General features: G+C 71.2%; 35 protein-coding genes. 28 read left to right on the forward strand and 7 right to left on the reverse strand.

Features of this window, described 5'->3' with window-relative positions; translation table 11 throughout:
- Positions 1-18 precede the first annotated feature (18 nt).
- The 25 genes from Actkin_RS28050 (at position 19) to Actkin_RS28170 (ending at position 18,967) form a co-directional block, all read left to right on the forward strand.
- A complete protein-coding gene (locus Actkin_RS28050; protein ID WP_258904856.1) occupies positions 19-237 on the forward strand; it encodes a hypothetical protein in 219 nt (72 codons plus the stop codon).
- Position 238: 1 nt separating this feature from the next.
- Complete coding sequence (locus tag Actkin_RS28055; protein WP_258904857.1) at positions 239-1,681, forward strand: phage portal protein; 1,443 nt, start codon at positions 239-241, stop codon at positions 1,679-1,681.
- Positions 1,681-2,385, forward strand: a complete 705-nt coding sequence (locus Actkin_RS28060) for an HK97 family phage prohead protease (RefSeq protein WP_258904858.1) — start codon at positions 1,681-1,683, stop codon at positions 2,383-2,385. Before Actkin_RS28055 ends, Actkin_RS28060 begins: the two co-directional genes overlap by 1 nt.
- 17 nt (positions 2,386-2,402) lie before the next feature.
- Positions 2,403-3,929 carry a hypothetical protein gene (locus Actkin_RS28065; RefSeq protein ID WP_258904859.1) on the forward strand — a complete coding sequence of 509 codons (1,527 nt, stop codon included), beginning with the start codon at positions 2,403-2,405 and terminating at the stop codon, positions 3,927-3,929.
- 57 nt (positions 3,930-3,986) lie between these two features.
- Positions 3,987-4,427, forward strand: a complete 441-nt coding sequence (locus Actkin_RS28070) for a hypothetical protein (RefSeq protein WP_258904860.1) — start codon at positions 3,987-3,989, stop codon at positions 4,425-4,427.
- A gap of 2 nt (positions 4,428-4,429) precedes the next feature.
- A complete protein-coding gene (locus Actkin_RS28075) occupies positions 4,430-4,663 on the forward strand; it encodes a hypothetical protein (protein WP_258904861.1) in 234 nt (77 codons plus the stop codon).
- Entirely contained in the window at positions 4,663-5,052 is a 390-nt protein-coding gene (locus Actkin_RS28080) for an SAP domain-containing protein (RefSeq protein ID WP_258904862.1), read from the forward strand. The genes Actkin_RS28075 and Actkin_RS28080 overlap by 1 nt, the downstream gene beginning before the upstream one ends.
- Complete coding sequence (locus Actkin_RS28085; RefSeq protein ID WP_258904863.1) at positions 5,049-5,312, forward strand: hypothetical protein; 264 nt, start codon at positions 5,049-5,051, stop codon at positions 5,310-5,312. Before Actkin_RS28080 ends, Actkin_RS28085 begins: the two co-directional genes overlap by 4 nt.
- A 6-nt stretch (positions 5,313-5,318) precedes the next feature.
- A complete protein-coding gene (locus Actkin_RS28090) occupies positions 5,319-6,347 on the forward strand; it encodes a hypothetical protein (RefSeq protein ID WP_258904864.1) in 1,029 nt (342 codons plus the stop codon).
- A gap of 5 nt (positions 6,348-6,352) precedes the next feature.
- Complete coding sequence (locus tag Actkin_RS28095) at positions 6,353-6,733, forward strand: hypothetical protein (RefSeq protein WP_258904865.1); 381 nt, start codon at positions 6,353-6,355, stop codon at positions 6,731-6,733.
- Between the two features lie 46 nt (positions 6,734-6,779).
- The gene (locus Actkin_RS28100) at positions 6,780-7,130 is read left to right on the forward strand and encodes an SAP domain-containing protein (RefSeq protein ID WP_258904866.1); all 351 of its coding nucleotides are present in this window, start codon (positions 6,780-6,782) and stop codon (positions 7,128-7,130) included.
- 1 nt (position 7,131) lies between these two features.
- Entirely contained in the window at positions 7,132-7,599 is a 468-nt protein-coding gene (locus tag Actkin_RS28105) for a hypothetical protein (RefSeq protein WP_258904867.1), read from the forward strand.
- 22 nt (positions 7,600-7,621) lie between these two features.
- Entirely contained in the window at positions 7,622-8,368 is a 747-nt protein-coding gene (locus Actkin_RS28110; RefSeq protein ID WP_258904869.1) for a hypothetical protein, read from the forward strand.
- Positions 8,368-8,793 (forward strand): hypothetical protein, encoded by a 426-nt coding sequence (locus Actkin_RS28115; protein WP_258904870.1) that lies wholly within the window; start codon positions 8,368-8,370, stop codon positions 8,791-8,793. Before Actkin_RS28110 ends, Actkin_RS28115 begins: the two co-directional genes overlap by 1 nt.
- A gap of 3 nt (positions 8,794-8,796) precedes the next feature.
- On the forward strand, positions 8,797-9,210 hold the full coding sequence (locus tag Actkin_RS28120; RefSeq protein ID WP_258904871.1) for a hypothetical protein: 414 nt from the start codon (positions 8,797-8,799) through the stop codon (positions 9,208-9,210).
- Entirely contained in the window at positions 9,210-9,686 is a 477-nt protein-coding gene (locus Actkin_RS28125; protein WP_258904872.1) for a hypothetical protein, read from the forward strand. The genes Actkin_RS28120 and Actkin_RS28125 overlap by 1 nt, the downstream gene beginning before the upstream one ends.
- A gap of 12 nt (positions 9,687-9,698) precedes the next feature.
- The gene (locus tag Actkin_RS28130; RefSeq protein WP_258904873.1) at positions 9,699-11,978 is read left to right on the forward strand and encodes a phage tail tape measure protein; all 2,280 of its coding nucleotides are present in this window, start codon (positions 9,699-9,701) and stop codon (positions 11,976-11,978) included.
- Complete coding sequence (locus Actkin_RS28135) at positions 11,978-14,698, forward strand: hypothetical protein (RefSeq protein WP_258904874.1); 2,721 nt, start codon at positions 11,978-11,980, stop codon at positions 14,696-14,698. Before Actkin_RS28130 ends, Actkin_RS28135 begins: the two co-directional genes overlap by 1 nt.
- A 13-nt stretch (positions 14,699-14,711) precedes the next feature.
- Positions 14,712-15,158, forward strand: coding sequence for a hypothetical protein (locus Actkin_RS28140; RefSeq protein ID WP_258904875.1), 447 nt, complete (start codon positions 14,712-14,714; stop codon positions 15,156-15,158).
- A 43-nt stretch (positions 15,159-15,201) separates the two neighbouring features.
- A complete protein-coding gene (locus Actkin_RS28145; RefSeq protein ID WP_258904876.1) occupies positions 15,202-15,426 on the forward strand; it encodes a hypothetical protein in 225 nt (74 codons plus the stop codon).
- Positions 15,427-15,506: 80 nt separating this feature from the next.
- The gene (locus tag Actkin_RS28150; RefSeq protein ID WP_258904877.1) at positions 15,507-16,064 is read left to right on the forward strand and encodes a collagen-like protein; all 558 of its coding nucleotides are present in this window, start codon (positions 15,507-15,509) and stop codon (positions 16,062-16,064) included.
- A gap of 2 nt (positions 16,065-16,066) precedes the next feature.
- The gene (locus Actkin_RS28155) at positions 16,067-16,966 is read left to right on the forward strand and encodes a glycoside hydrolase family 25 protein (RefSeq protein ID WP_258904878.1); all 900 of its coding nucleotides are present in this window, start codon (positions 16,067-16,069) and stop codon (positions 16,964-16,966) included.
- Positions 16,963-17,256, forward strand: a complete 294-nt coding sequence (locus Actkin_RS28160; protein WP_258904880.1) for a hypothetical protein — start codon at positions 16,963-16,965, stop codon at positions 17,254-17,256. Before Actkin_RS28155 ends, Actkin_RS28160 begins: the two co-directional genes overlap by 4 nt.
- Complete coding sequence (locus Actkin_RS28165; protein WP_258904881.1) at positions 17,253-18,482, forward strand: right-handed parallel beta-helix repeat-containing protein; 1,230 nt, start codon at positions 17,253-17,255, stop codon at positions 18,480-18,482. Before Actkin_RS28160 ends, Actkin_RS28165 begins: the two co-directional genes overlap by 4 nt.
- A gap of 38 nt (positions 18,483-18,520) precedes the next feature.
- Positions 18,521-18,967 (forward strand): hypothetical protein, encoded by a 447-nt coding sequence (locus Actkin_RS28170; protein WP_258904882.1) that lies wholly within the window; start codon positions 18,521-18,523, stop codon positions 18,965-18,967.
- Positions 18,968-19,048: 81 nt separating this feature from the next.
- Here the strand turns inward: Actkin_RS28170 and Actkin_RS28175 are convergent, their stop codons facing one another.
- The 5 genes from Actkin_RS28175 to Actkin_RS28195 all read right to left on the reverse strand — a co-directional run bounded on the left by Actkin_RS28175 (position 19,049) and on the right by Actkin_RS28195 (position 21,120).
- Positions 19,049-19,498 (reverse strand): helix-turn-helix domain-containing protein, encoded by a 450-nt coding sequence (locus tag Actkin_RS28175; RefSeq protein ID WP_258904883.1) that lies wholly within the window; start codon positions 19,496-19,498, stop codon positions 19,049-19,051.
- Positions 19,495-19,977 carry a helix-turn-helix domain-containing protein gene (locus tag Actkin_RS28180; RefSeq protein ID WP_258904884.1) on the reverse strand — a complete coding sequence of 161 codons (483 nt, stop codon included), beginning with the start codon at positions 19,975-19,977 and terminating at the stop codon, positions 19,495-19,497. The genes Actkin_RS28175 and Actkin_RS28180 overlap by 4 nt, the downstream gene beginning before the upstream one ends.
- Before the next feature lie 24 nt (positions 19,978-20,001).
- A complete protein-coding gene (locus Actkin_RS28185; protein ID WP_258904885.1) occupies positions 20,002-20,241 on the reverse strand; it encodes a hypothetical protein in 240 nt (79 codons plus the stop codon).
- A gap of 175 nt (positions 20,242-20,416) precedes the next feature.
- Complete coding sequence (locus tag Actkin_RS28190) at positions 20,417-20,635, reverse strand: hypothetical protein (protein ID WP_258904886.1); 219 nt, start codon at positions 20,633-20,635, stop codon at positions 20,417-20,419.
- An 86-nt stretch (positions 20,636-20,721) separates the two neighbouring features.
- Entirely contained in the window at positions 20,722-21,120 is a 399-nt protein-coding gene (locus Actkin_RS28195) for a hypothetical protein (RefSeq protein WP_258904887.1), read from the reverse strand.
- Positions 21,121-21,315: 195 nt separating this feature from the next.
- Here Actkin_RS28195 and Actkin_RS28200 point away from each other — a divergent pair, with 195 nt between their 5' ends.
- Together Actkin_RS28200 and Actkin_RS32665 are read left to right on the forward strand one after the other, a co-directional pair.
- Positions 21,316-22,218 (forward strand): helix-turn-helix domain-containing protein, encoded by a 903-nt coding sequence (locus Actkin_RS28200; RefSeq protein ID WP_258904888.1) that lies wholly within the window; start codon positions 21,316-21,318, stop codon positions 22,216-22,218.
- Positions 22,219-22,243: 25 nt separating this feature from the next.
- The gene (locus Actkin_RS32665) at positions 22,244-22,354 is read left to right on the forward strand and encodes a hypothetical protein (protein ID WP_309569087.1); all 111 of its coding nucleotides are present in this window, start codon (positions 22,244-22,246) and stop codon (positions 22,352-22,354) included.
- Positions 22,355-22,462: 108 nt separating this feature from the next.
- Here Actkin_RS32665 and Actkin_RS28210 read toward each other — a convergent pair whose 3' ends face one another.
- Together Actkin_RS28210 and Actkin_RS28215 are read right to left on the reverse strand one after the other, a co-directional pair.
- On the reverse strand, positions 22,463-23,341 hold the full coding sequence (locus Actkin_RS28210) for a tyrosine-type recombinase/integrase (RefSeq protein WP_258904889.1): 879 nt from the start codon (positions 23,339-23,341) through the stop codon (positions 22,463-22,465).
- Between the two features lie 252 nt (positions 23,342-23,593).
- Positions 23,594-23,749 (reverse strand): hypothetical protein, encoded by a 156-nt coding sequence (locus Actkin_RS28215; protein ID WP_258904890.1) that lies wholly within the window; start codon positions 23,747-23,749, stop codon positions 23,594-23,596.
- A 276-nt stretch (positions 23,750-24,025) separates the two neighbouring features.
- Here Actkin_RS28215 and Actkin_RS28220 point away from each other — a divergent pair, with 276 nt between their 5' ends.
- Positions 24,026-25,684, forward strand: a complete 1,659-nt coding sequence (locus Actkin_RS28220; protein WP_258904891.1) for a serine/threonine-protein kinase — start codon at positions 24,026-24,028, stop codon at positions 25,682-25,684.
- Positions 25,685-25,802 lie beyond the last annotated feature (118 nt).

Genomic DNA, 25,802 nt, shown 5'->3' on the forward strand with positions numbered 1-25,802 from the left:
AACAAGGGAGGGACGGCGATGGCCACCTTGGAGGCGACGCTGGCGCAGGTGCGCACGCGTCGACGAGAAGTCGACTGGACCCGCGTCGCCCTGGCGCTCGCGTTCGCGCTGCCCTGGCTCATCGGCTGGACCGTGCGCAAGACCGTGGTCGTGCTCGGCGTGATCGCCTCGTTCGTGTGGGCGGCCGCCGATGTCGGCTGGCGGGCGGCGGCGCCCAAGGACAAGGGCGGCGACTGACGTGCCCGGCCTCGTCGACCAGGTCCTGGCCACGCAGCGCCGCCGCCAGGAGCAGCGCCGCGGCGAGCTGGCCTGGCCTGTCGGCACGGTCGCTGTCGAGCCGTTCGACACCGCCTACGGCCACGACACCAGCCAGTTCGCGCCCGACGAGTACGGCGACTACCTCGCCACCTCGAACGAGATCTTCGCCGCGGCGAACCTGCGGGCGCGGCTCGCGTCCTCGATCGAGATGCGGCTGTATCGCGGCCGCCGCGAGCGCAAGCGGGAGATGCCCAACTCTCCGGCGGCCGCCCTGCTGGAGTACGTCAATCCGCACTGGACTCCGGCGCGCCTGGCGCGCATGGACGAGCTCGCGATGTGCATCTTCGGCGAGACGATGTGGGGCCTGCATTACCAGGGCGGGCAGCCCGCCGAGATCTGGTGGCTGAAGCCGAGCCGCATGACGCCGGTGCCCGACGAGCACGACTACCTCAGCGGCTGGTGGTACGAGTCGAGCGTCCGTGGCCAGCGCATCTGGCTGGAGCCGCACGAGGTGGTCTGGCACCGGTACCCGAACCTGATCGACGAGTTCAGTCCGCTCTCGCCGCTGGCCGCCGCGCGCCTGGCGGCCGACACCGGCAAGAGCATGATGAAGGCGAACCGCAACCTGCACGACCAGGGCGTCCAGATCGCCGGTCTCGTCTCGCCCGTCGGGGATCGGGTCCGTTTCACCAAGGACCAGGCGGAGCAGCTGGAGGACGACATCGCCCGCCGGTTCTCCGGCACCCGGAACGCGCACAAGTGGGGCGTGTTGCGGTACGAGGCGAAGTTCATGCCGGTGACGATGTCGCCGAAGGACGCCGAGTTCGTGCTGGGGCTCGGCCTGACCCTGCGCCAGGTGGCCAACGCGTACGGCATCCCGAGTCCTCTGCTGAACGACCTGGAGCACGCCACTCTCGCGAACTTGAGGGAGTTCCAGAAGGCGATCTGGGAGCACGCCCTGGTGCCGGATCTGGAGATGAAGGCGCAGGAGATCCGCGAGCAGCTCCTGCCCCGCTTCCCCGGCCGTGGACCCGACCAGGTCGAGCCCGACTTCTCGCGCGTCGCCGCGCTGCAGGAGTCGCGGACCGCGGCCTGGGACCGCGAGCGCCAGGCGATCGAGGTCGGCGCGCTCACGATCAACGAATGGCGGCTCGCGAGGGGCATGCCGCCGGTGCCGTGGGGCGATGCGTTCTGGGCGCCGGTGAACAAGGCGCCGGTGAACGACGCGAACGGCCTGCCGGGAGTGGTGGAACCGGCGGATGAGTCGGGCGGTGCGCCGGGCAGGGACGGCGCGCCGCCCGACGAGGGCCAGGGCGACGACGAGGCCCTGACTCGCCGCGGCTGGATGAGCCTGCTGGACGCGCTGGGGACGGACCTCGACGGCGACCGGCAGCTGGTGACCAACGGATACGGAGGAGCGTGATGGGCGAGCACAAGCTGGCTTACGGGCGGGCGACGCTGGCCGCGCCGCCAGCGGACGGCGAGGAGCCGCTGACCTTCGTCGCCAGCACCACGAACATGAACCGCAAGGGGTTCGCGCTGCGCAACGAGGGGTGGCGGCTGGACAACTACAACGCCAACCCCGTGGTGCTGTGGATGCACAACCCGTTCACGCCGCCGATCGGCACCGGGCGCGCGTTGTCGAAGACCAGCACGATCGTGCTCGACGGCGTCCGGTTCGACCGGGACGACGAGCTCGCGCGCATGGTCGAGAGCAAGTACCGCCGTGGCTTCCTCAACGCGGTCAGCGTCGGCTGGGACTTCGTCCGCGAGGACGGCACGGCGGTGCTCGACTGGTGGCGGCTGCGACCGGAGGAGATCCGCGACGAGCTGTGGTACGACCTCGCCGAGGTCTCCGCCGTCAGCGTCCCGGGCGATCCCGGCGCTCTGCGCAAGCAGTCCCGCTCGGCGCTGTCGGGGTTGGGCCGCGAGCTGGTCGACCTCTTCGACGACCAGGAGTCCCCGACCGGTGTGCTCACCCGCGAGCAGGTCGGCGAGGCCGTCCGCGCGGAGCTCGCGCGCCTGGGCATCCCGCTGCCCGACAAGGACAAGGACATGACACCGGTCACGTCCACAGTGGATCAGGGTGCGGCGGCCGCGGTGCTCGCCGCCTTCGACCTCCAGTAGGGAAAGGATCAACCGCGATGAGTGACACTCTCACGCTGGAGACGTTGGCGGCGGACATCCGTCAGCGGCTCGACGCGATCGCCGAGGACGTCTCCGAGAAGACCAGCGACACCAAGCTGGAGCTCCTGGTGAAGCAGGTCCTGCAGGGGATGCCGGAGGAGGAGGCCCGCAAGTTCAAGTTCGGCGGCGGCCCGGACAAGGAGCTGGTGGGCACGAAGTACGCCCGCTGGGGCCTGAGCATCAGCGACGTCGAGTTCCTTCACGACCTGCAGACCAGCCTGGCCGGCCAGAAGAAGACCAACGCCCAGGGGGTCTACGAGGGCCCGTCGACGTCGCTCGCCCAGACCTTCGAGGCGATCAGCGACGCCTACTACCTGTCGGCCGACCGGGTCCGCGAAATGGACCGCAAGGCGCTCGACGGCCTGTTCCCGCGCATCCCGCTGTCCGAGTTCCACGGCGACGACCGGCGCCTGGCCCGCCAGGGAAAGTACGAGTTGACCGCGGCGTACCAGCGCGCCGTGCTCGCGATGGACACCGCGGAGTCCGGGTTCGGCTCGCAGCTCGTCGGCGCTCAGTACGTCGGCGAGCTGTGGGACGCGCCCCGCCGCCTGGGCAGGGTGTTCCCGCTGATCGACTCGTTCGAGATGACCGACCCGACGGCGTACCTGCCGGTCGAGGTGGACATTCCCGAGATGCTGTTCGTGAGCGAGTCGACGGCGAACAACTCCGCGGCCTACTCCACGGTGAAGACCGGCTCGCAGCGTGTGCAGGTCGACGCGCGCAAGTTCGTCATCCACCAGATGTGGAGCGGCGAGATGGAAGAGGACGCCATCATCGCCTACATCCCGTTCCTCCGGCGCCAGGCCGGATACTCGGTCGCGCACTACTGCGACAGCCTCGTCCTCAACGGCGACACCACGAACGCCGCGACCGGGAACATCAACCTCGACGACGCCGACCCGGCCGACACCAAGCACTACCTCGCGTTCGACGGCATCCGGCACGCCGCCCTGGTCGACAACACGGCCAACGCGGTGAACGCGGGCGGCGCACTGACGCTGGGGATGCTCAGCGGGCAGCGCGGCCTGATGATCGACAGCACCCGCCTGGTCGACTGGGGGCACCCGATCGACCCGTCCGACCTGGTGCACGTCGCCGACCCGGAGACCGCGGATCAGGCGTCGATGCTCGACGAGGTCCTGACCGTCGACAAGTACGGCCAGGGCGCGACCATCCTCAACGGCGAGCTGCTGCGCGTGATGGGCAACCCGCTCGTCTCCAGCATCGCCATGTCCAAGACGGAGGCCGACGGCAAGGTCTCGACCACCGCCGCGAACAACATCTACGGCCAGGTCGCGACGTTCAACCGCCGGGGCTACAAGGCGGGATGGCGGCGCCGGGTGATGATCGAGACCGAGCGGATTCCCGCCAGCGACCAGACCCGCATCGTCTACAGCATGCGCTTGGGGCTGGGCCGGTTCACGCCGACCGGCGCCGCGTCCGGGATCGAGTCCGCCGCGGTGGCCTACAACATCGCCCTCTGACCGCCGAACCCAGCAGGCCCGGACCCGAACGGTCCGGGCCTGCGGATTGGAGCGCCTGTGTCACGCGCCAGCCAGATCGAGCGGATCATCGCCAAGGGCCAGCTGGTCCCGCTCGTGTTCATGCAGGACGCCGTCGCCGCGTCGCAGACCGACGCGCAGCTCCTGGTCGCCGAGGTCGCCTCGGCCGCGGCGAACAGCGTCGACGGCTACGTCATGCCGTTCGAGGGCGAGGTCGTCGCGGTCACCGCGCGCCTGTCCGCGGCCGCGACCGCGGGCAGCCTCACCGTCGGCGCGACCGTCGGCGGCACCGAGGAGACCAGCCCGGCCCTGTCGATCACCACCGAGCAGTCCGCCTCGGAAACCACGCTGCGCGGCACCGCCACCTTCTCCGCCGGCGACGTGATCGGCGCGGAGATCACCACGGACGCCAGCTGGGACGCCACGACGGCCGACCTCGTCGTGGTCGTATGGGTGCTGCTGCACCTGGACGGGATCTAGCCATGCCCGTGGAGCAGGGACCGGTCGAGGTACACCGCCACGACGACGGCCGTGTGGAGATCGTCAGCGCGCCGCCGTGGACGCTGATCAGCCTGGAGCTGCTGGCCGCCGCAGACCCGGTGGTGTTCCAGGTGGCCGGGCGCCGGATCTCCCTGGCCGGTCAGGTCACCTACGAGGTCACGGGGTGGGACGAGACGCAGGCGTGCCTGGTGGCGCGCCGGATCGGAGAGCAGTGATGCGCTACACCATTCAGCACCCCTACAAGGCGTATCGAGACGGCAGGCTGTTCGGGCCGTGGGACCAGGGCGACGTCGTCGACCTCGACGACGCCGACGCCGCATGGATCGAGCGCGACTCCCCCGGCGTCTTCGCCGAGGACGTCGACGAGACCGCCGACCAGCAGCCCGCGCCGTCCGGCCCGCCGATCCCCGAGCGGCAGGGCGAACCGATCGTCGACCAGGGCGACCGCGAACCGCCCGCCCCGGACTACGAGGCCATGGACTACCGCGAGCTCCAGGCGCTGGCGAAGCAGCGGGAGCTGCCCGCGTCGGGCAGCAAGGACGACCTGGTCGCCCGGCTCCAGAAGGCGGACAAGGCCGCGGCCGCCGACGGAGCGCGGACGTGACGTCCGACATCAAGGAGCTCACCGCCACCGGCAACGTCACCACCAGGGACGCCTATCTGGCCCTGGTGGTGCTCACCGCCGGGGCGGACGCGGCGTCGGCGGTCCTGCGCGCCGGTGGGTCGGGTGGCACGGTCGAGCTGAGCGTGAAGGCGACCGCCGGCGCGACGACCGTCGTCCCGGTCCCGAGCGCCTTCTTCGGCGGCGGGATCCACGCGACCCTCACCGGCACGTCGCCGACGCTCTCGGTCTGCTGGGAGTAGCCGGAGATGGCGGCCGCACCGTGGTACTGCACGCGCGAGACCGTCAAGGCCGCCCTGGAGTCCGCGTCGACGGCGAGGTCCAACGGCCAGGTCGACCGGGCCATCAGCGCGGCCTGCCGCAGCGTCGACGAGCAGATGCGGCGCGTCTTCTACCCGACCGTCGACACGCGCCGCTTCACCTGGCCGGCTGACAACACCGTGACCGGGAATCGGCTGTGGCTAGAGGACTCCGAGGTCATCTCCGTGACCTCGGTGTCCATCGACGACGTCGCCGTGTCCACCGACGACTACACCCTGGAGCCGGTGAACGAGGGTCCGCCGTACTCGCGCATCGAGCTCGACCTGACGGGCACGACCACCTCGTGGTCCGAAGGTGACATCGCCGTCGTGGGCCTCTTCGGGTTCCGCGACGACGAGGACGACGACAGCGTCACGATCACCGGCGACATCACCGCCTCGGCCCGGACGGTGGCGCTGTCCGCCGCGCCGGACGTCGGAGTCGGCTCGCTGCTGCGGGTGGGATCCGAGCGCATGATCGTGCGGCGGAGGTCCATGGCCTCGACGGGGCAGACGCTGCAGACCGCCCTGACCGCCACCTCCAGCGAGCGCACCGTCGCCGTGGTCGACGGCGGCGAGTTCGTCGAGGGCGACGTGCTCCTGGTCGACGCCGAGCGGATGCTCGTCACCGACATCGCCGGGAACAACCTCGTCGTGCGGCGGTCCTGGGACGGATCCGCCCTGGCCGCCCACACCCTCGGCGCGACGGTGTGGGCGCTGCGCTCCTGCACCGTCGACCGGGGCGTGCTGGGCACCACGGCGGCCGCGCACACCTCCGGCGACACGGTGTACCGCGCCCGCTTCCCGGGCCTCATCGAGCAGCTCGCCGTCGCCGAGGCGATGGTGCTGCTGCTGCAGGAGCAGTCCGGGTACGGGCGCGTCGTGGGCCAGGGCGAGACGCAGCGGGAGCAGGCCGGCGACGGGCTCGCGGACCTGCGGAACCGCGCCTACGCCGCGTACGCCCGCAAGGTCGTGTAGCCGCGGTGTTCACCGCCACCGCCAACGTCACGGGGCCGATGTTCGACAGCCGCGGCGTCCAGGTGGTCGAGGACTACACCGCGGCCGTGGAGCTCGCCGTCGCCGACGACGCGGCGCAGCGCTGGCGCGCAGGCCTGCGCGGCCGGGTCCGCAGCGGCACCGGCTACTACGTCGACCACATCACCGTCGACCTGACCACCGGCGACCCCGCGGTGACCGACGGCGGGGTGGTGTACGGGCCGTGGCTGGAGGGCGTCGGCGACCGCAACGCCAGCACCGGCTGGCCCGGCTACGGGCAGCGGCGGCAAGCCGCGCAGCAGAGCGAGGCGCGCGCGGTCGACATCGGGGAACGGCAGTGGCCGCGGTTCGCGGCGAGATTGGAGTGACGGACAGATGCTGTGGGTTTGCAGGCAATGCAGGGCGTCCTACGCGGTGGGGGTGAAGGCCTGCCCGCAGTGCGGCGCGAACGACCACGTCGACCAGGGCGACGAGCACCTGCTGGACGCGGCGCTGCCGATGGACGTCACCGTCCAAGTCGACGGGGTCGACCAGGGCGGCGGCGAGGTCGGCGAGCTGCCGCCCGGGCGCCCGTTCAAGCCGCTGCCCGAGGCCGTCGAGGGCGAGCAGGGCTCGGTCGTGTCCGAGCCGGACTACGACCGGTGGGACCTGCAGCAGCTGCGCGCCGAGGCGAAGGAGCGCGGCCTGTCGACCAAGGGAACGCGGCCGGAGCTCGCCGCGCGCCTGCGCGAGCACGACGCCGCCACCCCGTCTGCGGACGCCTGACGTGGCGGGACTGCCGATCGACGACGTGCTGAACGCGGTCGTCTCCCACGCCGAGTCCCTGGGCGCGTTCGAGCGCGTCAACGGGTTCGAGCCAGGAGCCCCGCCCGGACCCGGGCTGCACGCCGCGGTGTGGGTCCAGGACATCACCCCGGTACCGCGAGCGTCCGGCCTCGCAGCGACCTCTGTGCGCCTGGAGCTGGCGCTGCGCACCTACAGCCGGGTCGAGGTCGAACCACCGGACGAGGTCGACCCGACCATGACGCGCGCCATCGGCCAGCTGATGACCGCGCTCACCGCCGACTTCGACCTGGGCGGAACCGTCCGCAACGTCGACGTGCTCGGCGCGCACGGTCCCGCCCTCGGCGCCCAGGCCGGGTACTCGCGGTTTCCGGCGTCCGGCGAGCTGTACCGGGTCATGACCCTGACCATCCCGGTGATCATCAACGACGTCTTCCCCCAATCGCCCTGACCTGAAAGGACGGTGACGACCTGTGGGCAAGCGCGCCGGCCTCGGCGACAACCTGTACGTCGGGGCCTACGACCTCTCCGGCGACACCGGGTCGGCCAGCGGCGGAGGAGGCCCCGCGCCGATGCCCGTCACCGGCATCGACAAGTCCGCGCACGAGCGCATCGGCGGCGTCAAGGACGGCCGACTCGAGTGGCAGGCCTGGTTCAACGCCACCGCCGGCCGGGCGCATCCGGTCCTGTCCACGCTGCCGCGCACCGACGTCATCGCCACCTACGCCTTCGGCACCACGCTCGGGGCGCAGGCGGCGAGCATGGTCGCCAAGCAGGTCAACTACGACCCCACCCGCGCCCAGGACGGCACCCTCACGCTCGGCGTGTCCTGCCAGTCCAACGGCTATGGCCTGGACATGGGGCGGCTGCTCACCGCGGGCCAGCGCACCGACACCGCCGCCACGAACGGCAGCAGCGTCGACCACGCGGCGAGCTCCGCCCACGGTCTGCAGGCGTTCCTGCACGTGTTCGCCTTCACGGGCACTGACGCGACGGTGAAGATCCAGGAGTCCAGCGACGACGGTGCGACCGACGCGTGGGCCGACGTGACCGGCGGCTCCTTCACGCAGGTCACCGGGGCCACCTCGGAGCGGATTCAGACAGCGCGCGGCCTCACCGTGGAGCGGTATCTGCGCGTGGTCACCACCACCAGTGCGGGCTTCACCGAGCTGGTCTTCGCCGTCGCAGTCGCCAAGAACACCGTGGCGGTGACCTTCTGATGGCGCAGCCGGTCCGCCTTCCCGCGCACCTGGTGCGCCAGCACAGCTACCTCGCCCCGCCCGACACCCATTTCCGGCAGGCCAGCTGCGAGGAGGTCGACTGTCCGGCCTGGCGCGAGGGGTTCGTCGTCGATCTCGACGAGACCCGCGACCCCGGGATGGGGCAGGCCCAGTACCTCCGGGCGAACCGACGGCAGCGCGCGTTCGCCGAGGAGGTCCTGGCCGACGGGCGGACGCGGTTCCGGTTCCCGCCGGGCCAGCGGTGCCTGCGCTCCAGCCGTCACCGCGTGCGGATCGAGGACCGGCTAGGCCTGTTCGTGGTGCGCAACGGCGGCGGCGAACCGCGGTTGCTCAAGCCGGAGCAGTGGCGGGACGACCTCGGCGAGGCGCTCGACGACCACGCCATCCGAATCAGCAGGAGGTAGAAGATGGCCAAGGAGAACGGCCTCGGCCTCGTCGTCATCGTGGACGACGCCGCAGGCACGCCGCGCACGATCAGCAACGACATCACGAACTGCTCCTGGGCGACACCGCGTGGGGTGCAGGACGTCACCGGTGTCGACAAGAGCGCGATGGAGCGGCTGCTGCTCCACGCAGACCTCACCGTCGACTACGCGGGCGTCATCAACGACGCCTCGAACCAGAGCCACGACGTGTTCAAGACGGTGCCGTCGACGTCCGTGGCGCGCACCAACACCCTCCAGATCAGCGGCCAGGAGCTCGAGGCGGAGCTGCTGTTCACTGACTACGCGTTCACCCGCGCAACGTCCGGCGAACTCACCTTCTCCGCGCCGGGCGTGCTGGCCGACGGCACCGTGCCGACCTGGGGCCTGGCCGCCTGATGACGGGCTATGACCGGCGGGGACACCTGCCGGTCCTCCGGTTCGACTTCGACGGCTCCGCCCTCGCGGGCTTCTGGTTCAAGGCCTACGCCCCCAGCTACGAGGGCGCGGTCGCCGCGATCCTGCTCGATCACGCCGAGCGCACACGCGCCTCGGTGCCGCGCTGGCTGCTCGCACTGAGGCCGGTGCTCCTGGACCTCGGCGACGCACTGACCGAGTGGAACCTGGTCCGCGGCGGTGTGCCGGTCCCGCCGTCGACGGCGGCCCTACTGCGGCTGGACCGCCCGATGCTGGTGGAGATGGTGCGCGCCTGGTCGGCCGCCCCGACCGCCGTCCTCAACGCGACCGCCCCGGACCAGCTCCGCGACCAGGCCGACGACGTCGACGACGACGTCGACGAGGACGACCTGTTCGAGCTCGCCATCCCCCAGTCCGTGGAGCCGGAGACCACCGACCCGGTCCCGGCCACCGCCTAGGGAGGCGCGCGCATGACGAACGAAATCTCGATCCGGGTCACCGGCGAGGGCGCCAGCGCGGTGCGCACCGTCCAGCAGGTACGCCGCGAGGGCGAGGCCGCGGGCAAGGCGATCGGCACCTCGCTCACCAAGGGCGCCAAGGACGCCGAGACGGCCGTCTCGCAGACCATGAAGAAGGCCGCCGCCGCGACCAAACGGGTAGGGCAGGCAGGCAAGGACGCCGGGCAGGAACTCGCCGAGGGCGTGGAGCGCGGCGCCCAGCAGGCCAAGGACGCCGTCGACGAGGTCGGCGACCAGGCCGAGAAGTCCGCGAGCCGGTTCGACGCCGCGTGGTCCCGCGCGGAAGGCCTCGCCGGTCCGGCCGGAGCCGCGATCGGCGGGGCGCTCATGGCGTCGGTGGTGACCGCGATCGAGCACGAGCGCATCGACGTGCTGCTGCGCAACCAGGTGCGGCCACAGCAGGCGGCCGCCGCCGGTGCGCTCGCCGGACAGCTGTGGGCGTCGGGGTTCAGCGAGTCGCTGGAGGAGGCGGCCGACGCCTCGGCGGCCCTGTTCCAGGCGGGCATCGTCAACGAGAAGATGGCCATCGAGGACCTGCGGGCGATCGGCGAGGAGGCGATCGCCACCGCGCGGATCACCGGCGAGCGGGTGCAGGACATCGGCCGCGCCGTGTCGCAGATGCTGCGCACCGGCATGGTGCGAGACGCCCGGCAGGGGTTCGCTCTCATCTCGCAGGCGCAGCAGCTGGGCCTGAACAAGTCCGAAGACCTCGTGGACACCCTCAACGAGTACAGCACGCAGTTCCGCAAGCTGGGCCTGGAGGGGCCGCAGGCGCTGGGCCTGATCTCGCAGGCGATGGAAGCCGGCGCGCGAGACTCGGACATCGCCGCCGACTCGCTGAAGGAGTTCAGCATCCGCGCGGTCGACGGCTCGGCCCTGACCGCGAAGGCGTTCGAGGACCTGGGGCTCGACGTGCAGGCGACCGTCGCGCGGATCGCTGCCGGCGGGCCGACCGCCGCGAGCGCGCTGAACGACGTCCTGATCAAGTTGCGGCAGGTGAAGGACCCTGCCGAACGCGCCCGCCTGGCGGTCGCCCTCTTTGGCACCCAGGCCGAGGACCTCGGCGACGCCTTGTTCGAGATGGACCTGTCGTCGGCCGCGCTGGAGATGGGCGACTACGCCGACGCCACCCGGCGCGCGGCCGAGGAGATGGCCAATGCCGACGGCGCCCGTCTGCAGGAGGCGCTGCGGAAAATCGAGAGCGCCGCGGTCAAGGTCGGCGACGCCATGGCCGGAGCCACCGATATCAGCGCGGACTGGGCAGGCACCCTCACCGGGCTCGAGGTGAACAGCGAGGACCTGCGCACCGCCCAGTACGAGCAGGCCGCAGCCACGGAGGAACAAGCCGCTGCCGCGGAGGAGACGACCGGCGCGTTCCAGGCCCAAGCCACCGCACTGGGCGACCTCATCGACAAGAACTCGGAGTTCTACGGCATCCAGCGCGGCGCGGTCGAAGCGGAGATCGCCTACCAGGAGGCCATCGACGCGGGCACCAGCGCGCTGAAAACGAACGGCGCCACGCTCGACACGAACACGGAGAAGGGCCGCGCCAACATGACCGCGCTGCTCGAGCTGGCCGAGTCCACAGAGGAACTGACCGGCGCGATGGCCGACCAGGGGGCTTCCGCCAGCGAGCTGAACGCGGCCCACGACCGCGGCCGGGCGTCGATCATCGCCCTGGCGACCCAGATGGGGCTCAGCGAGGGCGCGGCGATCAAGCTGGCCAATCAGCTGCTTGGCATGGCCAAGCCGTACAAGGCCTCGTTCGCGGTCGACGCATCCGCCGCGTACTCGGCCCTGTTCGGGCTGGAGCGGGAGCTGATCAACGCGACCCGGCCCCGGTCGGTGAAGGTCAACGTCAACTATCGGACTGGTGCGAGCAACGCCGCCCTAGCGCACGGCGGCGTGGTGGGCGCGCCAGTGCCATCCGCAGCGGAGGGTATGCCGCACCGCGCGGCTGGCGGCCCCACCGGCGGCCCCACCGCAGTCCATGAGCGCGGCTTCGAGATCATCGACCTCGCCCCGGGTTCGCGAGTCAACACGCACGCGGATTCCGAGCGGATGCTGCTGGAGGCCGCGCGCGGTGGTGCCGCGATGGCGGGCGGCGGCGGACGGAACTACATGGAGTTCCTGGGCAACGTCGACACAGCGTTCGCATCCGCGTTCCTGGGGTTGGTCCGCAAGGGCGCGATCAAGCTCGTGGTCGGCGGCCAGCGGGTGCAGGTGGCCTGATGGCGTTCCCGCAGGATCCGCAGGACCTGATTGTGGAGGCCCACCTGGGCGGGGACTGGGTGGACCTGGTCACGCCCGGGTACGTGCGCGACGCGCAGGGGATCACGATCGAGCGCGGGTTGTCAGCGGAGGGCGGCTCGGCCACGCCGTCGACGTGCTCGCTCACCCTGAACAACCGCGGCGGGCACTTCACCCCGCGCAACCCGGCGGGTGCCTACTTCGGCCAGCTCGGCCGGAACACCCCGCTACGGGTCGCGCTCGGCTTGACCGAGGACGATTTCGATCGGACCGTAGCGTCCGGGTGGGGAACCAGCGCCGACGGAATCCAGTGGCTCACCACCGGCATCGGCACCGGCAGCGCGGCCGTCGGCAGCGGGGCCGCCACCCACGTCCAGTCGACCACCACCGGGTACCGGCTCACCTACCAGGGCGCCGTCACCTACGGGACGGTCGACGTCGCGGTCACCGTCTCGCTCGCCGGGGTCAGCAACGTCACCGGGGGCAACCTGGAGCCCGCGAACCTCGTACTCCGAGCCACAGGCGTGAGCGACTACACGTTCGTGCGGCTGGTGATCGACACCGCTGAGGCGGTGACCATCAGCATCCACAACTTCGACACCGGCCAGCTGGTCGCCCCGGTCACCGTGACAGGGCTGACACACACAGCCGCACAGGCGCTACGCGTGCGCGCGGTAGCCGAGGGCAGCACCGTGCGCGCCAAGGTGTGGGCGGCTGACCAGCCCGAGCCCGCCGACTGGCACGTCTCCGCGGTCGACCCCGACATGGCCGCCACCGGCTGGGTCGGCGTCCGATCCGGCGTGGCCGGCGGCAACACCAACATCCCGGTCAGCATGGCCTATGACGACTGGGCGGTCCGCAGCCCACGCTGGGCAGGCGAGGTGTCCGAATGGCCGGTGGAGTCCGACACCTCCGGCGAGGACGTCACGACCAGCATCACCGGCTCCGGCCTGCTGCGCAGACTCGGCCAGGGACGGGCACCACTGCGGTCGGTGATGTACCGGGCCCAGCTCGCGCCGAGTCGGTCGACCCCGGTCGCCTATTGGCCGATGGAAGACGGGCGCGACGCGACCGAGTTCGGGTCGGCGGTGGGTGGTCCGTCGATGGCGCTGGTCGGCGCCATCACCCCGGCCTCCGACGACTCGACGTTCGCGGCGTCGGCCGCTCTGCCGTCCTTCGGGACCGGGATCGCGCGCGGCGCGGTGCCCTCCTACACCACGACGGGCACCATGGTGCTCTACCTGCTCGTGTCCGTCCCGTCCGGCGGAGTTCCCGCCGAGCGGCGCCTAGCGACCGTGAACGTCACCGGGTCGAGGGTGAGCTACTGGTCGATCCTCTTGGACACCGCTGGCGACCTGAGGGTGATCGCCTTCGATTCAGCGGACACGATCATCGACGACTCCGGCTACTTCGGGTTCGGCATCAACGGGTCTCCCCGACTATTCCGGCTCCTGTGGACCCAGGACGGGTCCGACGTGGACTACACCCTGGCCACCGCGAACATCGGCAGCGGCCTCGTGTCCGGCATGAGCGACACCGTCACCGGCGCCTCCCTCGGGCGGGCCACCACCATCACCCTCAACCCCGCAGGCAACGACATGGGCGGCGTGATCATGGGCCACGTCGCGCTGAAGTCCGTCGAGGACTACAGCCTCTGGGACGTAGCCACCCAGGCCCACGCGGGCGAGAGCGCAGGGGACCGGCTCGTCCGCTTGTGCGAGGAAGAGGACCTACCGCTCGTCGTGCACGGCGATCCTGCCGACACCGAGCCCATGGGTGCCCAGACCGCGCGAACCATCCTCGACCTCATCGAGGAGTGCGCCCAGGTCGACGGCGGCATGCTGGTCGAGCCGGCGGGGTCGATCGGGATCGCCTACCGCACCCGAGTCAGCCTCTACAGTCAGGCCGCCGCGGTCACGATCGACCAGACCACGGGGCAGGTACAGCCGCCGCTGGTCCCGGTGGACGACGACCGCTACGTCCGCAACCAGGTCACGGTCTCGCGGGAGAGCGGCGCGTCGGCCACGCACGCGCGCGAGACTGGACCGCTCTCGGTGTCCGAGCCTCCCGAAGGGGTGGGCCGCTACGACGACGCCATCACCCTCAACGTCGCGACGGACAGTCAGCTGGCCGACCAGGCGGCGTGGCGGGTGCACCTCGGCACCATCGACCAGCCCCGCTATCCAGCGGTCGCGGTGAACTTGGCCAAGACCACCGCGCTGCGGAACGACGTGCTCGCCGCGGGGATCGGTGACCGGCTCGTCATCACCCACAACAAGCCTGGCCGGTACGGGCAGGGCGACATCGACGGCCTGATCCAGGGCTACGTGGAGTTCCTGAGCCGCTTCGAGCATACGATCACCTGGACGACGTCGCCCGCCACCGCCTACGCGGTCGGGGTGTACGCCGAGGACACCGGCGACACCGGCGAGCACGTGATGCGCTACGACGCCGACGACTCCGAGCTGGCGTCCGGCGTGGCGGCCGGGGCCACGTCGATGAGCGTGCAGACGAACTCCGGTCCGTTGTGGACCACGATCGCGGACGATTGCCCGATGGAAGTCGACGTGGGCGGGATCCAGGTGACGGTGACCGCGATCAGCGGAGCCAGCTCGCCGCAGACCTTCACCATCGAGGCCGCCCCCTACGCACTCGAGGCGGGCGCGGCGGTGTCGGTCGTGTCGCCGGTGTACGGACTATGAGGGAGGGCCGCTGATGGCTGGCGTGGCAGCGGGCTCGAAGGCGCGCGCGTCGCAGGTCGGGCTCGCCGGGAGCGAGTCGGTGCGCACCTCCGCGTCCGGCACCTTCACCACCACCGAGACGCAGCTCGACACGATCACGGTGCCTGTCGTGTCCGGGCGCCGCTACAAGATCGTGTGGAACGGCCAGGTGCAGTCCTCCGTGGCCGACGGCTACGTGCGGTGCCGCATCCGCGAGACCAGCGTCACCGGCACCGTCCTCCAGATCCGCAATGTAGGCACCACGATGGCCGCAGGCCAGTCCGTCCCCCTGCACGCGGAAGCGTTCTGGACCGCCTCGAGCACCGGAGATGCGGTCTTCCTCTTCACCGCCGTACGGCAGGCGGGCACCGGCAACATCAGTTCGTTCGCCGCGGGCGACTCGCCCGTCAGCTTCTACGTCCAAAACATCTCCGGCAGCTGATCAAAGGTGAAGCGCCTACGCCCCAGGGGGTGCTGTGAATGACATGGCCGCGCTGCTCACCGCGATCGGGGGCCTGGTCTCAGCCCTCTCGGGCGCGTTCGCCGTGGTGTGGACCACCGTCCGCACCTCACGACGCGAACGGGAGGACGCCGCTCCCACCGTCCTATCGGAACTGGCCGACGCGGCAGCAGATGGCGAGATCACGGCTGAAGAACTCGATGCGATCGCCCGCGCGCTGCGCGAACGCCATGACGACGGGGGCGAGTAATGCACGTCGATGACACCGCCGACCGACTCGCAACCACCCCCGCACGGCTGAAGTACGAACCCGGCCACCGCCTCCTGTGGGTGGCTGTGGCCGTGGCTGTCGCCGGGGCGATGCTGCTGACGATCGCGTTCTTCGCCGCCCGGGACACCGCTGCCCGGCGGGACAGCGAGCAGGACCGAACGATCAGCCAGCTCCAACAGCTCGCGCACACGAACGCGGTAGCCGCACGGGAGTTGGCCAACCAGGTCCGCGACCTCGGCGGGATACCCGTCGCGCAGCCAGTCGTCGGCGCCCAAGGGCCTGCCGGAGAGCAGGGACCGCAGGGCCTGCCCGGCGAGCCCGGTCCTACCGGCCCGCCGGGCAAGGACGGGCGGGACGGCACTCCGGGCAGGGACGGCGCCCCTGGCAAGGACGGCGCCCCTGGCACGGACGGCGCCCCTGGAGAACCAGGCGTGGCTGGACCACAGGGCCCGGCAGGCCCTCCTGGACCCGCCTGCCCCGAGGGATACGAACAGCGCGAGTCGATCGAGACCGGCGCGGACGGCGCCACCTACCCCGGCGTCGCGTGCGTGCGCGCGGACGCGCCCCCCACCACGACCACCAGCACAACGCAGCCGCTGCTGCCAACAGGGAGGTGACCATGGTCGGCGCTGACATCTACGACCGCTACCAGGACGTGACCGACTGGTCCGCGCTCAGCCGCGCTGTGGACTGGCTGTGGGTCAAGGGGACTGACGGCGGCGGCCGCGCCCCCACCCGCGCGGACGGCTTCGTCCTGGGCGCGCGACGGCACGCCATCCCCGTCGGGCTCTATCACTACGCCCAGCTGGTGCCTTCCCCGGAGGCGCAGGCCGACGTCCTGGCCGCCGAGGTGCGCAGGCTCGGCGCGACCCAGGTCGCGCCTGCGTTGGACATCGAGGCCCCGCACAGACCCGGCGCGTTCGCCCGCGAGTTCGCGCGCAGATTCCTCCGCAGGCTCGTCGATCACCACGGGTTCCGGCGCGTGGCCATCTACGGCAACAGCACGATGCTCGCGGCGATCCAGCCGCACACCCTGGGCATTCCCGGGCTCGTCATCTGGTGCGCCGACTACGGCCTCAACGACGGCAAGCGATACCCGGACGTGCGCCCGTACACCGGGCGTGTCGACGTGCACCAGTACACCTCCCGCGGCCGCCTCCCCGGCATCCGCGGCGATGTCGACCTCAACCACGCCTTGACCGGCATCCCTCTACTGACCGAGGAGGACGTCTTGTCCGCGCTCACCGATGGCGAACAGCGGGAGATCTACGACCGCGTGCACGCCTATTTGAACAGTCAGAACGTCGAAACGCTGACGATTGTCCGGCGGATCGAGGCGAAGGTCGGCGCTCTCTCCGACGACGAGGCGAACATCATCGCCGCCCTCCGCGCCAAGAGCGACAACCTGACGCCTGAGGAGCAGGCCGCGATCATCCGCGACCAGCTCGACGGCAGCGTTCTGCGCGCCCTGCGCACCCTGCTCACCGAGGACCAGGCCCCCGAGGAGGCGCAGGCATGACGAGGTACGCCAACCGGCCCCGTCCGCTGCGGACCGTGGCCCAGAAGGTCAGCGCGATTGCCGCCGTGATCGGCGGCGCCGTGTCGTCGGCGGCCACGATCGGCGCGATCAGCATGGACCAGCACGACGCCGTGCAGGGCGTCCTGGCCGGTGTCGCGGGCCTGGCCACCGCGGTGACCGCTGCGCTGGCCGCGTTCGGTGTCGTCCGCCAGGGCGAGCCGAAGGTCACGCCGCTGGACGACCCGCGCAACGCCGCCGGCGTGTCGCTGGTGCCCGGGGGCCGCCGGTGACCGCGGTCGCCACCGAGGCCGACCTGAGGGCGGCCCTGCTGGACGGGGGTGACATCACCGCCGCTGTCGCCCTCGACCTCACCGCGCCGCTGGAGATCACCGTCCCCGGAACCCGCGTGCACGGTGGCCGCTACCACGCCGAGTCCGGGCCAGTGTGGCTCGGTAGCGTGCCCGACATCGAGCTGTCCGGCATGCACCTCCACGGCGGCCGCGACACCACGCCGAGCCACGACCAGGCGCAGCGGCTGATCCACATCATCGGCTCGCAGGCCTCCCCGCTGCCCGGGGTCGTGGTGCGCGACTGCCGGATCCGCGAGTCGCGCGGCGATGCCGTGCGGCTGGAGTGGTGCGTCGACTCTCAGGTCCACGGGGTGACCGCACGCGGCCTCCTCTACGCGGGGGTGATGGTCATCTCCGGCGAGCGGGTCACCGTGGCCGGGTGCACCATCGTCGATGCGCCGCTGAGTCCCGGCGTGGTGAACACCTACGGTGTCGCCGTCACCGACTACGACAACACCGAGCAGGCACGCTCGCGGGACTGCGCCGTCATCGGCAACACCGTCTTCCAGGTGGACTGGGAGGGCATCGACACGCACGGCGGAGACGGTGTCCTCGTCGCTGGCAACACCGTGCAGGGGTGTCCGCGGGGCGTGGCGCTGGTGGTGGGCAACGCGACCCGGACCACGGTGCCGACCCGGTGCACGGTGACCGGCAACAGCATCACCGCCCGTGGCATGCGCGTCGCGCCCAGGGAGGGCGTCCTCCTCGGCGGCCTGCCCGGCAAGGGGGCCTCGGCGACCATCACCGGCAACCGCATCGACGGCTACCAGAGGCCCTACCTCTGGGGCGAGTACATCGACCGCGCCGAGACGATCGTCGCTGGCAACAGCCAGCCGATGATCCCCTGGTGCAGGCTGGACATGACCGCCAGCGATTTCGTGCTCAACACGACGTATCCGCTGGAGATCATGATCGACGGCGACACCGGCTACATGCGCGGCGGTGTCATCCGCAAGGGCGGCGCCGGGTCCGGCACCTACGTCGGACGTCTCCCCGTCCACGGCTGGCCCTCAGCCCTGACCTGGGTGTCGCACACCAAGGGCAGCTCCGCCAACGCCAGCAACGCGCGCATGACCATCTACCCCGACGGCCGGGTCTACCTGCTCTACCCCGACGGTGCGGACGGCTTCACCCTGCCCGGCATCGGCACCTGGCGCACGGCGTAGGCGGGTAACGACCGGCGGCTGGCCGCGATTACCTGATCGTGAGCCAGCCAGATCCTGCTCGACGCCTGCGGAACCGGTCGATCGCCATCTCCCTGGTGGGCCTGGTCGTCGCTGCTGGCATCGTCTTCGGCGTGCCTCGCCTGTTCACGCCCGCCAGTAGGGATGGCCAGCCGAGCCGATCGCCGTCGTCGCCACCGGCGCCCACCATCGTGCCCCTGGCCAGTCGGCCGAGCCCGCAGATCCAGTTCGTCGCGGCGCTCGGCAACTACTACCCGGCGCTGACGTCCGGGGACCGGTGGGACCGGGCACTGACCGCCGCGGAGAACACCTGCCGCGTCCGTGACGAGCTCGGCGAGGCGCAGCTGGCGGACGCCACCGCCCAGCGGTTCGCCCGCGCCGACCAACCCCTGGACCTCGGCGACGGAACCCGCATCCTCGCGCTATTGACGGAGCACCGGGTGTGCGCCAGCTTCGGGCTGGCGTAGCCCCACCCAATCGAAGAAGCCCCTCGTGTACGCCTTCTGGCTGCACGAGGGGCTTCTTCGCGTTGTCCCGGCAATGGCCGCTCATGATGGCCAGAAGTCGGCGAGCGTCCGCGTCAGCTCCGCTGGCGGCATCCCGCACAGCACCGCCATCTCGCGCAGCGTCGACGTGTCGATGACGACGACGCCGTCCTGGTCCGTTTCCAACCGGAAGCGCGCCCACTGGCGCAGCACCGCTCGGTCCGCACCTTCGGCGCGGGCTAGCGCCTGCAGGTCGACCACGGTCCCCACCCCCGCCTTCGCGCGCCGGAGCGCAGCAAGGATGACGACAGCGGGGTTCCTCCCCAGCGACGCGCAGATCTCGACGAACCGGCCGACGGTGAACGACCTGTGCCCGGTCTCGTAACCAGCCAGCGTGGGCACCTGAATTCGTGATGGCAGACGGTCGCACAGCTGGGCGAGCGTGAGACCCGCGTCGATACGAGCCTTCCGTAGCTCCAATCCGGCTGCTCGGGTGACGTCCTCCGCGTTCATGCCCTCTCCGTAATGTCTTGCTGCAGGGGTCGGTGTTTGTCCAGTTCAGCCGCCATCGAGGGCGTCGTCAGCCCGCAGAAAGCTGCCATGTCCCGAATCATCTTCGGGTCGACGGTCACCACGGCATCGGCGCCGTTCGCCAGCTGAGTGCGTGCCCACTGGCGCAGCGGAACCAGGTGCTCCGTGGTCGTGTCGATCACCGATCGCAGGTCGATCGTTGCTCCCACAGCTGCGATCCCCAGGCCGACGCGATGCAGAGCGGCATCCAGGACGGCGGGCGCGGACACCCCGATCACGTCGCAGATCTCGACCAGTCGACTGACGGTGATCGTCTTGGTGCCGGTCTCGTAGCCCGAGAGGGTCGGCACCCGGATACCCGACGGTAGGTTCGCGGCGAGCTGCGCCAAGGTCATTCCTCGGCGCTGCCTGGCGTCGCGCACTTCCCTGCCGACAGCTTGCGTCACCGCATCGAGATTCATGCCAGGCCCCACTCGGTGATGCTGCTAGCGGTCGCCACGTGCGGTCTCCTCGCTGACCACCTGCTGCACAGGGTCGTCCTCGCAGGGCGCGGCGGTCACCTGCAGCATGATGGCGACGACGTCCTCCGTCGACGACGCCCAGTGGACGAGGGCCTGTCGGGTCGCCAGCCCTGCGATCACCAGGGCGCGTAGCGCCTTCGACGCCCGGATGTGGTCGTCCAGGAGCTCCTGGGCGCGGTCGGCGACCGGGTCGTGAGTGCTCATGGTCGAGGTGTCCAGTTGACGGTGATCACGCGGGTCGAGCGGGATCGCACGATGACCACCCCGCTCAGCGGCACCACGTTGACCCGAGGCAGCGGCGGGCGCGCGGCGAGCTCCGCCGCACGGACCCGGTCCCGCCATCGGTGGCAGCGAATCCGCCGCAACGCGCGCACCGGGCTCATCGCCGGCCTCCTGGACCCCGCCGGCGCGCGTCCTCGATGTCGGCCAGGCCCAGCAGGACCGCGGCGCCGGCGGCAAGTCCGGCACCGCCCGCAGCCACGATCTGGACCCCGCTGCCCCACGTCAGCAGGGCGGTCACGACGCACGCGACCGCCAGAGCGACGGTGCCGTAGGTGACGCCGGTGAACCGTCGCCGGGCGGTGGTGCGGGGCGGCATGGGGCGAGACTCACCCACGCCGCCCCGCGGCTCCGTGTCCCACACCGGCTGCGGCCGACCAGCGGGCCACACCCCGCGCTGGCCGTTCACCGCGCCACCCATCGCGGCAGCACCCATCGGGCGTGGGTGATGAACGCCTCGGCGACGTGGGCCGCGCCGCGCACGTCGAAGGCGAGGGTGATGCCGCCGGGCCCGTCCCGGAGGACCAGGACGTGCGTGTCGCTGCTCTCGATGTGCATGAGCTGCGGTACCGCGTCGTGGGAGGTGCAGTCGATGCTCCAGCGCAGCGGCTGCCGCTCGCTGCCGCGGCCGCCGAGAAGCCACTGGGCGTGAAGCGCGACGGCGGAGGCGAGCTGAAGCGCGCGGCGAGGGGTGAACCCGACCGACAGGCCCGTGCCGCCGCGCTTGGCCCAGACCAGGTCGTCTCGGCCTCCGGAGTCGATCGTGACGCTCTGCGCGCGGCCCTCGATGTCGGTGCAACGCACGAGGACGGTGCGTGGTCTACTCTGGCCCATCGGCTTCCTCCGCCCACTGGTGACAAACTGGTGCCAGGTGGTGCCAATGAGTGTCACCACTGTCACCACCGGGCGCAATGCCCCAACCGGGCGATCACTCGTCACGTTCGCGGCGGAGTCCCCCTCTCGTGCTAGGGGCTCGATATCGCGCGTACGCTGTGGTGCATGGCCGGCACCAGTCACGTCACGCCGCGAGCCCGCGCCCTCGGCGAAGCACTTCGTCAGGCCAGAGAGGCAGCAGGCCTCGGCCTTCGCGAGCTCGCTCGACGCCTCGGGATGGAGCACAGCCAGCTCTCGCGCTTCGAGAACGGCCAGCGCACACCGCACCCTGAGGACGTCGCCTCGATCCTGACCGCGCTCAACGTCAACGGCCCCGCGCGCGAGGAGCTCCTGGCCCTCGCGCGGGAGCCGGAGCGGGCTCAGTGGTTGAGCATCGGCATGACCGAGCAGCAGCGGCAGCTGGCGACGCTGCTCGACTACGAGCGCCAGGCCGCGAGCATCGTCGACATCGCGCCGCTGCTGATGCCCGGCCTACTCCAGACCGGCGACTACGCGCGGGCCATCATGCGCGCCGCGCGCGTACCGGAACAGGAGATCGAGACCCGCGTCGCGGTACGGCTCGGCCGCCGCGACGTGCTGACGCGACGGACGCCCGCGCGCCTGCTGGCGCTGATCGGCGAGCAGGTCCTGCACCAGCGCATCGGCGACGCGACGGTCATGGCCGAGCAGCTGCGTCACTTGGAGAGCGTCGCGCAGCGGCGGAACGTCGAGATCCGCCTGCTACCCCTGGCCGGTCCCTGGCATCCAGGCCTGGAGGGTCCGTGGGTGCTCGTCGACCCGCAGCCGGGCAGCGACCTCGGTTCCGTGGTGCACCTCGAGAGTCGTCGGAGCGGCGTGTTCCTGCACCGCGCCGACGATGTCGACGCCTATCGCGAGGGCGTCGAGATGGTGCTGAGCGTCGCGATGACCGCAGCCGAGTCTGCCCAGGTCATCGCGCGCTCGGCAGAACGATGGGAGATGGAGAGTGGATCGGATAGTCCCCCCCACCTGGAGAAAGAGCACCCGTAGTGCCAACACGAACAGCTGCGTCGAGGTGCGCGGCGACCTAGCCGCCGTTCGGGACAGCAAGAACCCTGTTGCTGGCCTGATCGAAGTCCCTACCAGCAGCCTGGCCGCCCTCGTGACCCTGGCGGCCAGCCAGTAACCCACCGAGATGACAGGGCCCCCGCCATTGCTGCTGGCGGGGGCCCTGTCGATTCTGCCGGGTCTACCCTAGTGGTCCCGGCTTGCCGGGGAGCCGGAGTCCGCGCAGCTACGCACTGCGCGGACTCCGGTCGACCCGCGTCGGAGTGATCCTCCGCAGCGGTGTCGAGACCTGCTGCACGCCGACCGCCGCCGCGGTCCGCGCGCCCTCCGTGTAGAGCTCCGTCGACGTGACGCTGCCGTGCCCGAGGATCTCCTGCGTGGCCCGCAGGTCGCCGGTCGCCAGGTAGAACGAACGGCCGAAACGGTGCCGAGCGTGGTGCGCGGTGTAGCGCAGATTCAGAGCGGCGAGGGCCGCGCTGAGCTCGTGAGAGACCCAGTCTCCGTCGACCTGGCCCCCGCGCGGCCTGCTCCACAGCGAACCGCGGACCACGTAGGGCTGCAGCCACCGCCAGAGCTCCGGGGCGAGCGGCACCCGCCGGTCGCGGTCGCCCTTCCCGTGGACGATGAGCGCGACCGGGTCCTCGTGGTCGTCGATGTCCTCGCCGCGCATCGCGGCGATCTCGCCCACGCGCAGACCCGCCACGGCGGCCAGGGCGAGCCACACGCGGTGGACACCGCGCAGGCCCGCCAGGGCGGTCACGAGGGAGCGCTCGTCCATGGCCCGCGGCAGCCTCCGGCGCTTCTTCGGCGGGCGCAGGCGCAGCGCCGGGTTGGGATGGCCCTCGAGCGCCCGCCAAAGGTAGAACTCGCGGACGTGGCTGATGTACGCGCGTCGAGTCGCGATCGACGCGGTGGCGCCGGAGGACGTCCGCAGGATCGCCTCCGACCACCCGGCTAACTGCTCCGCGGTGGCCTCCTCCAGGGTGGAGTCGTGGGTCGTCTCCAGCCACCATGCGAGCCGCCGCAGGACGCCCTCGCGGTCGCGCCGGGTCCTGGGGGTGAGCCCGGCGACATCGACTGCCATGGACAGGTGGCGGTCGATCATCTGCTGATCTTCGGGCTTGAGATCTACGTTCCGTAGTCTCAGCGCTGCTCTGTTTTGTCCCATATCCCCCGCTTATGTCATTCGGTGGCCGAAGTCAGCCAATCGAGGCAAGCTGACACGACCGGCCGCCACCCACTCGAGTGACGGCTGCCTTGCTGTGCGTAAGCTGCGGAAACAGCAAGATCTGCGCCTCGTGACGCTGCGGATAATCCCGATTAACGAGGACGGTTGTGGCCGCCGCCACGGCGTCGATCAGAACCCGGTGCAACTGGCCGCCGCACTCTTGCCGCTGGCCCTGGCGGTCTGGGGAGCGGCGCCGTCAACGGTCACCGAGCACTGCACGTCGCCGCCCTCCATCGGGGTGATCACCGTGAGACTGCCGCCCTTGGCGAAGCCCTCGACGGTCACCTCTTTGCGCTACCACAGATCACACACGACGCGAACGCGATCACGATCAGCACGAGGGCTGCGCCGAGCACCCAGGGCCACTTCCTCCGCTTCGGGCGCTCCTTCGCGACCGGCTGGGCCTGTTGCGACATGTCCGCCTCCCAACGGGGGGGAAAGGCTGTGCACCTACCTCCGAAGGGTCGAGACATGGCGGGTGACCGTTTCCAGGCTCATCCGTTCGGAGTAACCGGACAGAGGTGGTGGCGACTCCCCGTCAAGGTGGTCCCATCAGGGACAATGGCGGCCGTGTCGACCTCGGAACAGCGCCTCATCGCCGGGCGGTACCGCGTGCGCGGGCTGATCGGGCAAGGGGCGATGGGTGTGGTGTGGTCGGCCTACGACGAGCACCTGCGCCGTCCGGTCGCGGTCAAGGAGGTGCGGCGGCAGCCGGGGGTGACCGACGCCGAGGCCGCCGAGCTGCGGGAGCGGACGCTGCGCGAGGCCCGCGCCATCGCCGTGCTGGCCCACCCGAACGTCGTCACGCTGCACGACGTCGTCAGCGACGGCGACGAGCCGTTCGTGGTCATGGAGTACGTGCAGGCGCCGAGTCTGGCGCAGCTGCTGCGGCTCAACGGCGCGTGCACGGACGTGCAGGCCGCGGTCATCGGGTCGGCCGTGGCCGCCGGGCTGCTGGCCGCGCACGCCGCCGGGATCACCCACCGCGACGTGAAGCCGGGGAACGTGCTGGTCGGGACGGACGGCACGGTCAAGCTCACCGACTTCGGGATCGCCCGCAACGTCTCCGAGCGCACCCTGACCCGCAGCGGCGTGATGCTCGGCTCCCCCGCCTACATCGCCCCCGAGGTCGTCTCCGGCGGACGGGTCACCCCGGCCGCCGACCTCTGGGGCCTCGGCGCGACCCTCTTCGCCGCCGTCGACGGCCGCGCGCCGTATGACCCGGACGCGCCCGTGCTGGAGACCCTGCACCGCGTCGTCGACGGCGAGGTCCCGGTCCCCGAGCACGACGGCCCGCTGCGCGCGGTGATCACCGGGCTGATGGTCAAGGACCCCGAGGCGCGGATGTCGCTGCAGGAGGTCCGCGAGCTGCTGCACCCCCTGCTCCCCGCGCCCGGCCGGTCGGTGTTCGCCGACCTGAAGACCTCGGCCGAGGACGCCGCCACCGTCGTCACCCGGCCCGCGCCCGCCCCGGAGCCCGCGCCCGAGCCGCCGGGCGAGACGAGCGCGCCGCTCGCGCTCGCCCCCGGCCCGCTGCCCTTCGCCCCCGCCGTGCGGACGCGGGGGGCGGTCGCGGCCGCCGTGCTGACCCTGGTGGCCGCGCTGCTGTTCGCAGGCGGCGCGGCGGGCGGCTTCGCCCTGGCCAGGGTGGTCGGCGGCGAGCCGGTGCTGCCCCGGACCACGACGACGACCGTGCCCGTCCCCGACTCGCCGGTCACCGAGCTGGTCGTCCGCAGCGCCGACGCGTCCACCCTCGCGGGCGAGCAGGGCGGCGCGTTCTCCGTCCCGGTGCCCGAGGACTGGGTGAAGTTCGTCGAACAGCGCACCCCGGAGACCCTGCCCAACAGCACCCGGGTGCACTGGGTCGCGCCCACGGGCACCGCGGAACTGGTCGTCGAGCGGTTCCCGGAGTACACCGCGAAGCACACGATCGAGGACTATCTGTCCTATCTGGCCTCGCGGGTGCCCGCGTACCGCCCGGTCGGCGAGACTCCCCTGGACGACGGCGGCCTCCGCCTGACCTACCGCACGGTCGAGTCCTTCCCGAACGCCCCCGGCGGCCCCGCCCCAGACCTGACCAGGGTCACCTTCGCCGACGTCCACCCCCGCGGCGCCGACCTGTGGGTGGTCTCGCTGACGGTCCCGATCGAGCAGGAGGACTCGGCCCGCTCCGGCCTCTTCGCCGACGTCGTCGCGGGCTTCCAGGTCGGCTCGGCCTGACCGGCGCCGCACCCACCCGGATGACCGCGGCATCCGGACCGCCGCGCCCGCCCAGATCACAGATGATGCCATCATCTGACCCGCCATTCAGATGGCCACATCATCTGCGATCGAGATG

Source organism: Actinokineospora sp. UTMC 2448, assembly GCF_024760565.1.
GTDB classification, from domain to species: domain Bacteria; phylum Actinomycetota; class Actinomycetes; order Mycobacteriales; family Pseudonocardiaceae; genus Actinokineospora; species Actinokineospora fastidiosa.